Raw genomic sequence first — 14,985 nt, forward strand, 5'->3', positions numbered from 1 at the left:
GCTCAGGTCCACGATGCGGATCAGTGAAGATCCACCGTCTTTAATTCGCTGGTCACGGGGCTGGTATGGGTGGTGGGTTGGGCACTCGCGGGGGCACGACGGCTAGCGCAGGCACCTCGCGTGGAAGAAGGCCCGCACGGCCCGGTAGGCCCCCTGTGCGCCGAGGCGGGTAGGCCGCAGCCCAGCGCGGCGCGCCGGGTTGCCGCTTCGCCTACACAGCCACACCTCGCCCCGGCCCCCCGGTCGTCGCTGCGGGGGTCCTGGGAGGGCGATTCGCCGAAGGTCACACCACCCGTGCCGCGGCGATCGGCCGGTCGGCGACCGTCAGCTTCTCCGCCGTGGTCTTGCTGGTGTTGACGCTCCACCGATAGCGCGAGAACTCCCCAGTGGCGTTGGAGGCGTAGAACATCATGTGACCGATGCCGACGCCCTGGAAGTTCTCGCCGGTGACGTTGCTGACCATGCGGCTGTCGGGGTACGCCGGGTAGTTGGACACGCCGTACACGCCGTGCGGGTCGGATGTGCAGTCGATGATCTCGACGGCGTACTGGGTCTCGCCGGTGAAGTCGGCGGTGCCGGTGAAGGCGCCCTTCACCTCGCGGACCATCACGATGTGGCCGGTGTTGTCATCGACCTGACCGTTGTAGTCGATCGCGATCAGGTCGCCCGGCCGCAGGTCGGTCACCTTGCGGATGCGCCGGAAGCGAGGGCCGGCCGTACCGTCGGCGAAGGCTTTGCGATAGTCCGCGGCCTCCGGGATGGTGTCCTGGAAATACTTCGTGAAGTAGTCGTCCGTCGCCCAGCCGTAGGTGTGCTTCAGCACCCGCGTGAGGAAGGACGAGCAGCGGGCGCGGGCGATCCACGTCGTCGCGTCGTCGGGAGTGCCCCATGTCACGGACGACGGTGAGCCGATCAAGTAAACGTTGTTGGCGCGGGCGGTCCGGCCGCTGATGACGGCCACCTCGTCGGCGGTCAGTGCGCGGCCGTAGGCGCGAACGTCGTCGACGGCGCCGTTGAAGCGGTTCGCCGGGGCGCTGTTCCATGTGGCGCGCCCGATGTTGAAGCCCTCCGTCGCAGCCCAGGACAGGGTGGAGTCCGCGCTGCCCTCCAGCGTGCCGTTGACGTAGAGGTGGATCTGCGCGCCGTCCCAGACACCGGCCAAGTGCGTCCAGAGGCCCGGTGCGGCGGGGTTGGCCGCCAGAGCGGAGACCTTCGTGCTCTGGTCCGCGCTGCGCACTTTGAATGCCCACGTGCCGGCTGTGTCGTCGTACTGGAGGAGGAAACGGCTCGCCATCGAGCCGTCCTGGCTCACTGCGGTGTACATGGTGGAGAGACTGGCCGTGTCCGACAGGCGCACCCACGCCGAGACCGTGAACGGTGCCGTCGTGTCCAGGACCGAGCCCGTGGCCGCGTACGCACCCGACGTGCCGTCCAGGCTCAGCTCGCCGCCGGCCCGTAGCGTCGTCCACGTTGCGCCCGAACCGAGGGTGACGGGACGGTCGTAGCCCGACCGGTCGGCTCCCGTGCCGTCCAGCGGCCAGTGACCGACCAGACCGTCCGGCAGGTGACCGGCCGCCAGCAGACGCTGGTACTGCACCATTTGCTCGGCCTGCAGTAGATGCGGCACCGACACCGGAGTGAAAGGTGTGTCCAGCGGCGCCTCGGCCGCAGCCGTACCGGCGCTCTGTGCCACGCCCGCCAGCGCTCCGACTCCCACGAGCGCGGCCCCGCCCAGCAATCCGCGTCTGCTGACCACTCCGGCCATTGCGTCCCCTCCCCGAACAGGCCGATCGCCATGACCTGCCCGCCTTTTGAATCATCGCCGTGAGTCTAGCCAGACGGGTGAACGCCTGACTGACGGGTCATCTGCTCTCTGCCGCCCAGCAGGCCATCGCCGGGGACTGGCCCTGCCCTGTTCAAACTGGGACCTGTACAGACGGCCTGTACAGACCCGCCCGGGTGGGCACCGGCACCGATGCCTCCGCGTTCACCGGGCCCGCTCCGGGACGCCGCCTCGCGGACAGAGCCGCATCGGTGCGTTCGAGCGACGGCCGTGCTCATCGCGCTGCTCGGCCAACTCCGCCATGTGTGCGCTCACGACTCGGTACTCGACAGCCAGGGATCTCCGAGGGGTGGTGGGACCCGGTGATCCTGCCAGACTGCCGGCATGACTCACGTGATCGTGATCAGCGACTACGACCCCCGATGGCCTGAGCGGTTCGAGGATCTGCGGCAGCGACTGGCACCTCACGTCGTGGATCTGGCTGTGTCCATCGAGCATGTCGGCAGTACGGCCGTGCCCGGGTGCGCCGCCAAGCCGGTCATCGACCTCGACGTCGTGGTGTCCGAGGAGGCCGTCATACCCGAGTTGATCTCCCGGCTCGCCGGGCAGGGCTACCAGCACGAAGGCGATCTGGGGATCCGGGGGCGGGAGGCCTTCCAGGCCCCTCCAGCGGCTCCCGGACATCATCTGTACGCAGTGGTCGCGGGCTCGAAGCCCCACCTTGATCACGTCCTACTCCGTGACTACCTGCGTCAGCGGCCCGATGAGGTCCGGCGCTACAGCGTGTTGCAGGTGGCCCTGGCGAAGCGGTTTTCTGCCGACAGCGAGGGCAGGGCGGCCTACTCGGCGGCGAAGAGCGCTCTTGTGGAGGAACTGGTCGCGAAGTCCTACGCTGCTCGGGCCGCCGGCGCGTCGTGACATGAGGCGGACCGCACGCGTTGGTGATGCTGTGACGCACGAGGAGTTGGCCGATCCGTGGACGGCCCGGTGCGAGTCCGCACTGCGCGAGCGCTGCGGCGGAGAAGGCCAACGGGCGGCCGGCGCAGGACCGGACCACCAACCGGTCTTCACCGACGGGGTCCCGGTAACCGTGGTCCACTGCGCCTGCATCTGCCGCACGCGGCGCTCGCCGAGTTCTACAGCCCACCCCGCCCCACCGTCACCCGTCATCCACGAGAGCCGCCCGCTGCTCGCCGCCCGCGGCTTCGGTCCGGAGCCGCCCGGCCCGGCCGGATGCACGACCGGACCGCCATGCGCACGGAGGGCATCGCCGAGCAGCTGCGGCCGCATCGTGCGGATCAGGCGTGCAGGTGGGGAAGGCGGCGGTCGAGCCGGTCGGGGAGCCACCAGTTGGCGCGGCCGAGGAGAAACATGCTGGAGGGCACGAGGACGAGGCGGACGAGGGTGGCGTCGAGGATGACGCTCACGGCGAGGCCGAGGGCGAGCATCTTCACGACGACCGTGGTCGAGCTGGTGAAGGACAGGAAGACGGCGGTCATGATGAGGGCGGCGCTCGAGATGACACGGCCGGTGGCGGCCAGGCCGGTGCCGACGGAGCGGGTGTTGTCGGCGCTGGTGTGCCAGATGTCGGCGATACGGGAGAGCAGGAAGATCTCGTAGTCCATGGAGAGCCCGAAGACGATGGCGAACATCATCATCGGAACGTACGACTCGATGGGCACCGGCTCGTGGAGGCCGAGCAGGCCGCTGCCCCAGCCCCATTGGAAGACGGCGGTCAGCACGCCGTAACTGGCCGCGGTGGTGGCCAGGTTGAGCAGGACGGCCTTGAGCGGGATGAGCAGGCTGCGGAAGACGGTCATCAGCAGGAGGAAGGCTGCGGCCAGGACGGTCGCGATGATGACGGGCAGGCGCTGCCGGACGGTGTCGCGGAAGTCGACCTGGGCGGCCGTGGTGCCGGTGACGTAACCGTGGGCGGTCGTGCCGTGGAGGGCGCCGGGGAGGGTGTCGTCGACCAGGGTGTTCACCAGGGCGGTGGTGGACTCGTCCTGGGGGCCGTGGGCCGGGGTGACGGTGGTGGTCAGCAGCCTGCCGTCCGGTGTGGACGTGGGTGTGGTCACCTGGGCGACGTCGGGGGTGGTCCGCAGGGCCCGTTGCAGGGTCGTGGCGAGGTCGGACGTTCCGGAGCGGTGGGTGCCGAGGTCGATCACGACGGTCAGGGGGCTGTTGGCGCCGGGGCCGAAACCGGGGCCGGTCGCCTCGGCGATGAGGTCGTAGGCGGTGCGGCTGGTCGTTCCGGTGGGGTCCGCGCTCGCGTCGACGTGGCCCAGCCGCATGGACAGGGCGGGGACGGAGAGCAGGGCCAGAGCCGCTGTGCCGGCGGCGAGGTAACGCCAGGGGCGCCGGGCGATGCGGGCTGCGTAGCGGTGCCATCCGTCGCGATCGCCGGAGGATTCGGCTATGGGCCGGCGAAGGGCGAGGCGGTCGATGCGACGACCGGTCAGGCTGAGAGCGGCGGGGACGAGTGTCACGGCGGCGGTCGCCGTGATCGCGACGGCGAGAGAGGCGGCGAAGCCCAGTTTGCCGATGAAACTCAGGCCGCAGGCGTAGAGGCCGAGCATCGCCACGATGACCGTCACCCCGGCGACCAGGACGGCGCGGCCACTGCTCGCCGTCGTGCGGGTGGCGGCCGACGCCGGGTCGTGACCGTCGATCAGGTCCTGCCGGAACCGGGTGGTCAGGAACAGGCCGTAGTCGATGCCGACGCCCAGGCCGATCATGGTGGCCAGGGTCGGGGCGGAGGTGGCGAAGGACACGGTGCCGGCGACCATGCCGACGAGTCCGAGCCCGGTGCCCACCGCGATCAGCGCGGAGACCAGCGGCAGTAGCGCGGCGAGGACGCTGCCGAAGGCCAGGAGCAGCACGAGCAGGGCGGCGGCGATCCCGACGAGCTCGCTGGCACGGTCGTCGGCGGGCTGCCTGGTGACCTGGTCCAGATCCCCGCCGTACGCGACCTCCAGACGGGAGTCGCGGGCCGGCTGTGTCGCCCGGTCGAGCCGGCGGGTGTAGTCGTGGCCGAGAGCCTTGGCCTTCACGTCGAACCGCACGGTGGTGTAGGCGGTGTGTCCGTCGTCGCTGACCACCGGAGCCGACACGGAGGTCACATGCGGCAGATGGGCAAGGCCCGACAGCGAGCTGCTCACTGAAGGATCGGACGTCACGGCTCCGCTGTCGCTGTGGAAGACGACATGTCCGCTGGATCCACCGGCGGTGCCTGAGTGAGCGGCGAGCAGATCCGCGCCGGCGCTGGACTGCGTGCCCGACAGGCTCACCTGGTCGCTGAACGCAGGGGCCACGACGTGACGGCCGGCCAGTGCCGCTGTCAGGGCCAGCACCCAGGCGGCCATGATCAGCACGGGATGGCGTGCGCACCAGCCGCCGAGCCGGGCGAGGCCGCCTGCTGGTCCGGGGGAAACGGAAAGAGCAGGCACGTCGGTGTCGGATCCAGCAGGCATGGACGGCTCCCGGCAGAGGGTCGGAGGGTCGCTCGGCGCCGACGCTAGACCAAAAATGTCATGACTGCCATTTGTCTCTGCTGACTTTTGTCATGAATGACATTTGGCAGGCCTGACAAGATACGCTGGCGTCATGCCCACTCCGCCTGAGCCGCCACCGATCCCGGGACTGCGGGAACGCAAGAAGGAGCAGACCCGGCAGCGATTGCGCACCTGCGCCGCCCGGCTCTTCGCCGAACGCGGCTTCGCCGACACCACCGTCGCCGACATCGCCGCCTGCGCGGACGTGTCCACCCGCACGTTCTTCCGCTACTTCGACAGCAAGGAGGACCTGCTCCTGCCCGACGGCGTCGAACTCTTCGCCGCGGTCGAACGCGCCTTTGGGCAGCGCCCCGTCGACGAGCCTCCCTTCGACGCCGTCTGCAACGCGCTGCTGGCCGCCGCCGCCCCTTTCCAGAGCACGAGCCTGACCGCCCTCACCCACCCCCTGGACGGAACCGAACAGCTGATCGCGGCGCGGATGATCCAGACCTTCACCGAGTTCGAGGACCGTCTCACCCGCCTCGTCCTCGACCGGCTGACCCCCGACACGCCGGACGCGGATCTGCAGGCCGCCGTGGTCGCCGGCGCTGCCCTGGCAACCGTCCGCGCTGTTCTGCGCACCCAGCGCAGCCGCCGAGCCGCGGGCACCCACCGGCCGACCGCCATGCTGCCCAAGGCTTTCCAGATGCTGCGGGAGATGGGGAACGCCGCTCCATGAGCCGCCGACGCCTGCTGCTCGCCATCTCTGTGGCCCTCACCGTCTTGGCGCCCCTGTCGGCCAACGCGGTGCTCACGCATCGGGTCGAACAGCGCATCGAGCGCGTCGCCGCTTGCCGTCTCGCTCCGGTGGCGCAGGTCGGCGCGACCCTCGACAGCCCGGTGGCGGCCGTCACCATGCTGGGCGGAAGCGTCGGCGACGTCGACCTCCGGGCCGACGGCCTTCGACGCGACGGGATGGCTCTGCACCTCGATGCGCACCTGCGCCAGGTCACGACAGGCGGTGCCGTCCACGGCGGAAGCGCCACCGTGACCATCCCCTACCCGCAGCTGGCCAAGCGCCTGCCTCACCCGGACAGCGGCCCTGCGCGGACTCCCGGCACCGACGGCACAGGCCTGATCCTCACCGTTACCGCCGGAACGCTGGGCGTGCCGGTCACCGTCCACACCGACATCGCAGCGCACGCCGGCACACTGCTCGTCACACCCACCGAACTCACGGTCCTCGGGCGCACCCTTCCCGTGGCCACCGTGCGCGACAACGTCCGCGACACCTCGCTGGCCGAGCGTCTGAAGCCGCACGTCCTGCGCTTTCCCGCGCTTCCCGTCGGCGTCCGCCTGACAGGCGCGCGCGCCGCCGACGACGGCCTCGCGCTCCACCTCCACCTGGCAGCCGGGGCCGCCGGCACCCGTCCCAAGGCCGAAGGCACGTGTGCGGCGAGGTGAGCCACAGCCGGCCCCACCTGCGTGACTTCCGGTCAGGCTGCCCGCTCCAGGCGATGCACGAAGGCGCTCAGCGACGCCTTGTCGACTCGGCCCCGTGCCCCAGGGGCATCACCTCTGTGAGGCTGCGGCGTCGGGGCGCAGGTCGTCGAGGCTGAGACGGTGGGCGGGGGGCTCCGGGAGAACGATGTGGCTGGTGGTGTGCCGACGCCGGTCGACATGGAGCAGTTCGCCCGGTTCCATGAGGCGCCAATTGGGGTTGTCGTCCATGCGCTCGCTGGCGATGACGACAGCGGCGTGGTAGGCCAGATCTGTCGAGTGGACCCGCATGTGCCCATGGCTGCCGCTGTGGTCGAGGTGCCGGGTGCCGTGGTGCCCGCCTACGGGCCGCTGGAGTACGTACAGCTTGTGCGTCTCGGGGTAGCGCAGTGCCCACAGCTCGTCGGGGGTGGTGAGGACGACGTTGAGGGCGTAGACGGGCAGGTTCCGGGCCACCCATTGTGCGGCGTGCCGGATGCCGGCGCAGATGTCACCGCCGTGGTGTTCGATCTCCCGCGTGATGAGGGCGAAGAACCGTTCCGAGTCGGTGTCGCCCTTGACCAGCGTGCGGTCGCTTCCGAGGTGGTTGTCGAGTGTGTCGAGACCCTCGATGACTCCGTTGTGCGCGAACAGCCGTCCTTCTTGTTCGAAGGGATGGGTGTTGCGGAGCTGCAGATCGCCGGTGGAGGCGAAGCGCACGTGGGCGAGGAAGGTCACCGATTCGACCCGCCGGGCCTCCTCCGCGAAGGCCCGGTCCGCGTAGGCGGCGATCGGTGCCTTGTGGACCTGCGGACTGCCGTCGGGCCGGAAGTAGCCCAGTCCGGTGCCATCGGGGTCGCGACGGCTCTGGTCACTGAGGCTGTCCGGCGCATCCAGCAGCCAGAACGTCGCGTGGGTGTGCCGGGGCGCACTGGTCAGCCCGAACAGGCGGCACATGCCGGTCCCCTCCGCTCTCCACACAGTGCCCGAGGCGCCTTCGGCGGCCTCCGGACGTCCCTCGGTCGAGCCGGGTGACGGCCTGGCCCGCGTCCCCGGCCGGACACCACGCCGCGGCTCTCGCCCGGCAGTCCGGTCGGGGCATGTGGACTTGCTCCTGCTCGGCGCCATCGCCTTGGAGCCGCGCAGCCCGGCACCCGGGCGGCCGGACGCTTGGCGGCGGGTGATGTGCCCGGAGCCTGCGCCTTGTCCCCGCAGGTGCCTGTCGCTGGCATCGGAGCATCCCCTCGGACGGAATGGTCCAGTCCCGAGCGGGTTTCCCGTTCGCACCTCGCCATGCGCCGTTCGCCACGATTACCGAGGTCGGCGACCTGCGGACCCATGAACGACACCGGCCCGATCCGCCGATCTGATCTGGGCCCGCGCTGGGCGTCCCGGGACCCGAATGCCGCGGTCATCGGCGTGGTGCGGCAGGCCAGGACCGCGTGGGGAGCAGGTATCCGGTGACACGGCACGGCCCCGCCCGGCGGCCACCACCGGGCGTGCTGGTCCAGAGCCGTGAGTCAGATCACAAGGAAAGGGTGACAGGGTGTTGTCGCGGACAGCTGCGACTGTCGACGGCATGACGATCACAGATGAGGACTGCCTCCCCGAGACCCTGGCGTTCAACGAACGATTTGAGGCTGCCGCCGCGAGCCGTCCCCCTCGCGGACGGACACCGAGCGCAGCCGCACTGGCGGCCCTGCGGCGCAACCGCCTCGGCGGCGACACGCCACCGGTAAGACTGCCGCACGGCCAGGACCGCGTGGTCGAGGGCGGAAGGAGGATGCGGGTTTTCGTGCCGGACAACCCCAACGGCGTGTACCTGCACATCCACGGAGGCGGCTGGGCGTTCGGTTCCGCGGACGGACAGGACGAACGGCTCTGGCGGCTCGCCGAGCAGGCACGGCTGGCCGTGGTGAGCGTGGACTACCGCCTCGCGCCGGAACACCCGTTCCCTGCCGGGCCCGACGACTGCGAAGCGGCGGCCCGATGGCTGGTGAAACACGCCGCGGCCGAGTTCGGTACCGAACGGCTGCTGATCGGCGGTGAATCGGCCGGTGCCCACCTCAGCGTCGTGACACTGCTGCGCCTTCGCGACCGGCACGGAATCATCGGCGCGTTCCGGGCGGCCCACCTTCTCTTCGGCCCCTACGACCTGTCGATGACACCGAGCCAGCGGAGGTTCGGCCGCCGACCGCTGCTGAGCAATTCCGACACGCTACGGGGAAGCTATGAGCTGTTCACGCCAGGGATGGCAGAGGAGCAGCGCCGCTGCCCGGAGGTCTCGCCCCTGTTCGCGGACCTGGACGGGCTGCCGCCCGCCCGGATCGTCGTCGGCACCGAGGATCCGCTGCTGGACGACTCGCTCTTCCTGGCCGCACGGTGGCAGGCCGCAGGTGCGCCTGTGCAACTCGGTGTCGTCGCCGGCGCGATGCACGGCTTCACCCTGTTCCCCCTGACCATCACCGAACGGGAACTACGGCGGGAGCGGGACTTCCTGGCCTCCGCGTGACGGTAGCGTCGGCGGCATGAACCGAACCGCCCGGCTGTACGCGTTGGTGGAAGAGTTGCGCGCGGCGGCGCCGCGGCCACTGACAGTCGCGGCGCTCGCCACGCGGTTCGAGGTCAGCACACGCACGGTACAGCGCGACCTAGAGGCACTGATGCACACCGGTGTGCCGGTGCACTCCACACCCGGGCGAGGCGGCGGCTGGTCGATCGACCCGGAGATGACCCTGCCCCCGATCCATCTCACCCCCGACGAGGCCTCGGCACTGACGGCAGCGCTCGCTGCGGCCGACGCCACCACCCCCTACGCCGGCGCGGCCCGCACGGCGGCTCAGAAGATCGTGGCCTCCATGGCCGGTCCCGCCTCGGCGGTGGCCCGAGAACTCGCCGCACGGATCGTCACCCTGCCGGCACACGGCGACTTGTCGATCCGTACGGCGGTGGAGCAGGCTCTCGCGAACAACACGGTGCTGCGACTGACCTACACCGACGCGGCAGGACACGAAAGCACCCGTGTCGTGGAACCGGCTGGACTGCTCACCGCCGGCGGCCGCTGGTACCTCATCGCCTGGTGCCGCACACGCCGCGCCGGCCGGGGCTTTCGGCTGGACCGGATCGCAGCAGCGGCTCCAGCCGGTGAACAGGCAGAGCCCCGCAGCCTGACCGACCTCCTACTCGGCTCGGCCGCTGCCGGCGCAGTACAACCCACCGCGCTGGCCTCACTCACAGCCTCACCATGAGTACAGGCCTCAGCCTCCTGATCCCACGAGCACGACACTGAGTCCGCCCCGCAAGGCTTTCTGGGGACTCGGCAAAGGGTGTGCGCGGGCCGTCGACGACGTTGTCCGTAGTCGACAGCGCGTGTCCAGGCTTGTCGCCGACCGGCACGGTGCCCCCGTGACCCCTGTGCGTCACCACCCCCACCGGGTTGTCCTCACGCTGCGCGCGAACGACGACGAAGTCACGCAAACCGGTAGCCGGGCTTCCGTACCTTGGGCTGCCGCTCGACCTGTGTGACCTTGGGAGCGGCACGGTGGCGAGGTCTCCTGAGGAACGCGGAGTCACGCACAGCGCTGGTGTGCGGGGCAGGTGGCTGGCCGTGCTGCCTGCTCTGCTGCTGTTCACCGGCCTGTTCATCGGCCGGTTCACACCCCGCGATGTGAGGCCGGACGCTCGGATGCCGCAGCTGGTTACAGCGCGCGCCGCGAGTGGCGCTGACCGAGTGTGGGACGGCGGTCTGAGTACCCGGTTGGCGGCACCGGCGGTGACCCCGGGCATTCCGCCTGCGTTGTCCAGCCGTGGCGGGTCCCCGCTCCACTCCACCCGCCTCGGCCGTCCTCGGCACGGTGGCATGGCGAGCGTTCACGCCATCGGCACCGCCGAGATCCGAACCACCCACCGACAGAGATGCCGCGGAGGGAAGCCACCATGACGACGGAGCCATTGACCGACTGGTCGCAGGTCCACCGAGAGCAGCACTTCCACAGTGTGATCGGCGGCGGCTGGCTTCGCATGCCTCCGCCCATGCTGGGGCTGCTGCTGGCGGCCCTCACCGGGAGGGGGAGGCCCTTGACGAGGGGGGAGCTGCGCCCGTTCGTGCGCAACAGCGTCAATCCCTCCGGTGACTGGCAGGCCTCCTGCTGGGAGGACAGAGACGAACGTCCCGGGAAGGACTTGGCGGATCTGCGGGCCGCTCAGGCCACTTCGGCCCGCTACGCGGCGCACTACGGATTGCCGCCGTTGTCCACGCTCAACGACATGCTGGCTCTCATGATCGCTGCGGGGCTCGTTCACGAAATCCCCGACGCGGACGGTCAGATGCGGCTGTACCCCACGTTTCCGCTGCCAGGTCGTCACGAGGTCTTTCCCCTGGACGACGAGGAGTTGAGCGCGCAGCACGCGCTGCGCCGCCACCATGCCTATGGGGGCGACTCGTCCCGGATCATCGCCCTGTTCGAACCGACGGGGCTGCGACACCAGGAGATCACCACCAGTCTCGACCGCCTGGCAGGGGTGATCGACGGCCATTCGCACGATGCCCGCCAAGCGGTCCTACTCCTTCTGGAGGGACCTGACTTCACGGCCACCACGGACATTTCTGAGATCGCCCCGCACAAGGTGTTCCAGCTCCGCTGCGACTGGGACACGTTCCACGAGCACCGCATCCGACGCGGACGGCCCGCACGGACCGGGGCCACCGTCCTCGCCGACGGGCATGACAGCGCCTGAGAAAGAGCGCGTGAGGGCAAGCAGCCGAACGTCCGGGGTCCGTACGCCATGCTGGGCAAGCTCTGGAACGTGAGGCCGCGATCTCGTGGCCGGCCTGATGGTCAGGTCGCTCTGAGCAACGACACGACATCGCGAGAGGCGGCAACCGGACCCAGGGGCCCATGCCCGCTCACACCTCTTGCCACTGATCCCGGCCCCTGGAGGACCGGCCGGCTTGCGGGGGAGTGCCGGCAGTCGGACCGGTCCTCCCGGTTCGTGTGGCCGGTCATCTGCTTCTCGCAGTTGCGGATGCGAGAAGAACGGCCCGCCGTCATACGGCTGTTGGCGGAAGGTCCCCGGCTGTCAAGCGGCGTCGGGGTCGGCGGCGGCGATGACGGACTGGCCGGCGGAGGGCCAGCACCACCGGATGCGATGGCGTGGCAGCGGGTCCCGCGGCGACCGGGTCACGAACTGCCGCAGAGCCTGCATGTTGCGTCCGGCAGCCGCGCGGTCAACGGCTGGATCGCCTGGTCGGATTGCGGTCGCATGAGCTCGAGGTCCTCGCCCCATGCGTCGAGCACCTCACTGTGTCCGGCTTGTCGAGCCGCCGCCTCGACAAGAGTGAAGAGGTGTCGCTGCAGGCGTACGTCGCCTGTTGCCGAGATGCGGTCCACGGCATGCAGTAGTACGTCGGTGTTCCATCCCGGCAGTGGGTGTCGGGCCAGCTCCCATTTCAGATACTTGTTGTAGGGGCGGGGGCGTCGGTCCAGAGCGAAGAGGAGCTCAAGCAGGAACCGAACGCTGTCGGCTGCGTCGAGGCGAGCGGCGAGAGCCTGGCCGTCCCGATGGTTCTTGACGGAGCGGTAAAGAGAGTTGGCATAGGCATCGAGCCAGGCACCGGCATCTTGGAAGGCCTCATCGGCACTCAGTCGCGCCTTGTCGGCGAGGATTCGTGCGATGCCTCCGTCGAGCCGGTCGAGCACGACTTGAGCACGGGCGAGGGCGTAACGTTCGAATCCGGGCATCCCGGCAGCACGGAACTCGGTGAGCGTGACGACGACGAGGTCGAGCTCGGCGGTGCGGTGGCCCGCGAACCGGGTCAGATTCGTCGTGGCATCGTCGGCCAGAACCACATACAGATCGTGGTCGGAGTGCCGGGTGATCATGTCGCCGTGAGCCCGGGAACCTTTGAGGACGAGGCCGACGACGGCCATATCAGCGGCGGCGAGTTCGACAAACGCATCGTATGTGACGGGCTGCTGAGCAGTCATGATGTGGATCTCCGTGGGTGTTGGCGGGCACACCTGCTGGGGGCCCCTGTTCAGGGGCGCCCTGCACCGTCCGCGGCTGCACGTGGCAACCGCCCGGGAGATCAACGCACATCTGAACTTTAATGCGCGGCCGGGCGTGGAGCACAACCCGGCCGCCCGCGCCACGGGGCCCCTGCGGTCGAACCCGACATCAACCTGCGCGGACGCCCGAACTCTCCACGCCGCCCACCCCACCCTCGTGTTCCCACTCCTCGGCTGCCCCCGTACGACCATGCACCAGAGCCCGGAGCAGCATGGCGGCCTGCACGAGCGCGCGGGCCTGGACGTGTCCGACGTCGAGGCCGTGCGATCAAGTCTGCTGGCCGTGTTCGACGGCTGGGCCGCTCCGTCCTCCACCTCCTGCGCCACGGCAGTTCTTTCGTCCACCGCTCCCTGTACGCCCTTCCCGCGTCCCACACCTGGGCCCACGTCTCCGGGGTGGCGCTACCGGGCGACGCCGCCCACCTGATGCCTCCGTCCTCGCCCTCTTCGACGAGGTCCAGCCTTTCCTGCCCGGGCCGGTCCCAAGAACGCCGGTAGCGGCTGTCGGCAGTCGGTGTTCAGGCGGCCGCAGCGGGACGATGGAGGAACCCGGCGACCACAGCCGGTGATCACTACAGGTCTCCGATCGCACCCGCTTCCACGAAACTGAAGATGAGCCATGACGAACTGGTCGACGCCTCGGCCCGGGCCGGGCGCCGTCGGAAGAAGACAGCCGCGTAGCAGGCAGGCGCCGAACCGGAGCACGGGCCCGGGCCAATCGCCTGGCCGGCAAGCGCACCGCACCCAGTTCGAGCGTTCGCATGTTCTCAGGGGCCGACAAGGCAGAACAATGCCCCGCCAGGCCGGCTGACGAGGTTTCGTGTATCTCTCAACTCTCGTGGCGCCGACGCGCGAGATGGACGGTGATGTCGGCGGCCACCTCGACCCTGCCCGGGAGAACCCGCATGATCCGGCTGAACACCTGCTCTCGCTCCGAGGCCGGCAAAACGAGATAAGCCGAGATGGTTGAGAGATGCCCAACGTAGTCAGGAGCACTCATCGTCAAGCGACGTCCGATCACGGACTGTTGAACATCAGTGAACCACTCGGACCGTTGGAGTTCGGTACCCGGCCACTGCATGTCATGGCCAGGAGGGGTCCCGTCCGGGGACGGAATCTCATCGCTCCGCAAAAACGGCGTTCGCGCCGCACGAACGGCTTCCTCCACAGCCGGGTCAGCCAGTCGGAACGGCCCGCCGCACGAGGCGAACACGCCACCCGGCTCCAGCAGCGCGGCCATGCGTGACCACCGGTCCTCCGGCCTCGTCCAATGGAGCGCTGCCGCTGCATAGACCAGGCCGTACCGTTCGTCCGGTCGCAAGTCCTCGAACGCAGCTCGCACCGTCCTGACGTTTGCCGGCACATGCTTGCGCAGCTCGGCCAGCATGGACTCGTCAGGATCGGTCGCGGTGACCGTGACCCCCCGTTGAGCGAACAGGCGAGTTGCTTTGCCTGTCCCAGCGCCGATCTCGAGGGCAGTCCTGACCGGACGGCCCGCGTACGCCATCACCATGTCGCACAGCTCCGCGGGTACCCCGGCCGGAACCGTTCGTATGCTTCCGCCACTACTCCGAAGCTCAGCGCGCGACCAGTCATGCCGAGCATCGTGACACGACCCGCGCCGCCGGTGCTTGATCTTTTGCATGCCCTCTGCGGATCGACCTGCTGGCACAGAGAAGCCCCGGTCGACTCGGGGGAGGGTCGACCGGAGCGGTCAGGGAGCGGGGGCGGAGGGCGGTCGCCTCTCGGCGAGTGGCTCCGTGGGGCTTCAGCCGAACGATCGTCCCCACGGGCGATAGGTGAGGCCCGGGGACACTGTCCCCTCCACACCCGCACACAGTTGAACTGCGAACCACCCTGGTTTGTTTCGCTGCTCCGCGTGAGCTGCGCCACCTGCTTTCGCGTCCAGGCCTACGCGTCGGGACGCGCACGCCGCGCACCACTGGCCCACAGGTGCGCCACCGCAGGCGTGTTCACGAGGCTTGCGCCGGCACATGGCACACGGACCGACCTGGTCACCAGCGCGGATCAGCGCGGAGGTGAGCACGTCGCCGGGCAGGCGAAGGTGCCGAAGGTGCTGGACCTCGTCGAGATGTCCAAGGCCGATGTGGTGAAGCGGTGTGCACTGCCGGCGAGTCCGCTGCACATGGCGAAGGTTCGG

At 69.5% G+C, this 14,985-nt stretch carries 11 protein-coding genes and 1 pseudogene; 7 read left to right on the top strand and 5 right to left on the bottom strand.

Translation table 11 applies throughout. The features are described 5' to 3' along the window. Window positions 1-283 precede the first annotated feature (283 nt). Window positions 284-1,765: a LamG domain-containing protein gene (locus tag C3488_RS07410; protein WP_258053331.1), complete on the bottom strand. Its 1,482-nt coding sequence runs from the start codon at window positions 1,763-1,765 to the stop codon at window positions 284-286. 402 nt (window positions 1,766-2,167) lie between these two features. Between C3488_RS07410 and C3488_RS07415 the strand changes: the two genes are divergently transcribed. Beyond that, on the top strand, window positions 2,168-2,701 hold the full coding sequence (locus C3488_RS07415; protein WP_103838506.1) for a GrpB family protein: 534 nt from the start codon (window positions 2,168-2,170) through the stop codon (window positions 2,699-2,701). Window positions 2,702-3,081: 380 nt separating this feature from the next. Here C3488_RS07415 and C3488_RS07425 read toward each other — a convergent pair whose 3' ends face one another. Further along, the gene (locus C3488_RS07425) at window positions 3,082-5,256 is read right to left on the bottom strand and encodes an MMPL family transporter (RefSeq protein WP_103838507.1); all 2,175 of its coding nucleotides are present in this window, start codon (window positions 5,254-5,256) and stop codon (window positions 3,082-3,084) included. 133 nt (window positions 5,257-5,389) lie between these two features. Here C3488_RS07425 and C3488_RS42350 point away from each other — a divergent pair, with 133 nt between their 5' ends. After that, window positions 5,390-6,016, top strand: a complete 627-nt coding sequence (locus tag C3488_RS42350) for a TetR family transcriptional regulator (RefSeq protein WP_103838508.1) — start codon at window positions 5,390-5,392, stop codon at window positions 6,014-6,016. Further along, window positions 6,013-6,741, top strand: a complete 729-nt coding sequence (locus C3488_RS07435; protein WP_103838509.1) for an LmeA family phospholipid-binding protein — start codon at window positions 6,013-6,015, stop codon at window positions 6,739-6,741. The genes C3488_RS42350 and C3488_RS07435 overlap by 4 nt, the downstream gene beginning before the upstream one ends. Window positions 6,742-6,849: 108 nt before the next feature. Here C3488_RS07435 and C3488_RS07440 read toward each other — a convergent pair whose 3' ends face one another. Next, window positions 6,850-7,713, bottom strand: coding sequence for a class II glutamine amidotransferase (locus tag C3488_RS07440; RefSeq protein WP_103838510.1), 864 nt, complete (start codon window positions 7,711-7,713; stop codon window positions 6,850-6,852). A 622-nt stretch (window positions 7,714-8,335) separates the two neighbouring features. On the opposite strand from C3488_RS07440, the gene C3488_RS07445 reads away from it, so the two are divergent. The 3 genes from C3488_RS07445 (at window position 8,336) to C3488_RS07455 (ending at window position 11,493) form a co-directional block, all read left to right on the top strand. Then, window positions 8,336-9,268, top strand: coding sequence for an alpha/beta hydrolase (locus tag C3488_RS07445; RefSeq protein WP_103838511.1), 933 nt, complete (start codon window positions 8,336-8,338; stop codon window positions 9,266-9,268). A gap of 16 nt (window positions 9,269-9,284) precedes the next feature. Further along, window positions 9,285-10,004, top strand: a complete 720-nt coding sequence (locus C3488_RS07450) for a YafY family protein (RefSeq protein WP_103838512.1) — start codon at window positions 9,285-9,287, stop codon at window positions 10,002-10,004. A 688-nt stretch (window positions 10,005-10,692) separates the two neighbouring features. Then, the gene (locus C3488_RS07455; protein ID WP_103838513.1) at window positions 10,693-11,493 is read left to right on the top strand and encodes a DUF6042 family protein; all 801 of its coding nucleotides are present in this window, start codon (window positions 10,693-10,695) and stop codon (window positions 11,491-11,493) included. A 443-nt stretch (window positions 11,494-11,936) separates the two neighbouring features. On the opposite strand, the gene C3488_RS07460 is transcribed toward C3488_RS07455, so the two are convergent. After that, a complete protein-coding gene (locus C3488_RS07460; RefSeq protein ID WP_258053332.1) occupies window positions 11,937-12,743 on the bottom strand; it encodes a hypothetical protein in 807 nt (268 codons plus the stop codon). Window positions 12,744-13,062: 319 nt separating this feature from the next. On the opposite strand from C3488_RS07460, the pseudogene C3488_RS41400 reads away from it, so the two are divergent. Then, window positions 13,063-13,259: pseudogene (locus tag C3488_RS41400) on the top strand (FAD-dependent monooxygenase); the annotation flags it as partial. A gap of 394 nt (window positions 13,260-13,653) precedes the next feature. On the opposite strand, the gene C3488_RS07470 reads toward C3488_RS41400, so the two are convergent. Then, entirely contained in the window at window positions 13,654-14,337 is a 684-nt protein-coding gene (locus C3488_RS07470; protein ID WP_258053333.1) for a trans-aconitate 2-methyltransferase, read from the bottom strand. Between the last annotated feature and the right edge of the window lie 648 nt (window positions 14,338-14,985).

This window comes from Streptomyces sp. Ru72, assembly GCF_002920635.1.
In the GTDB taxonomy this organism is placed as follows: Bacteria; Actinomycetota; Actinomycetes; order Streptomycetales; family Streptomycetaceae; genus Streptomyces.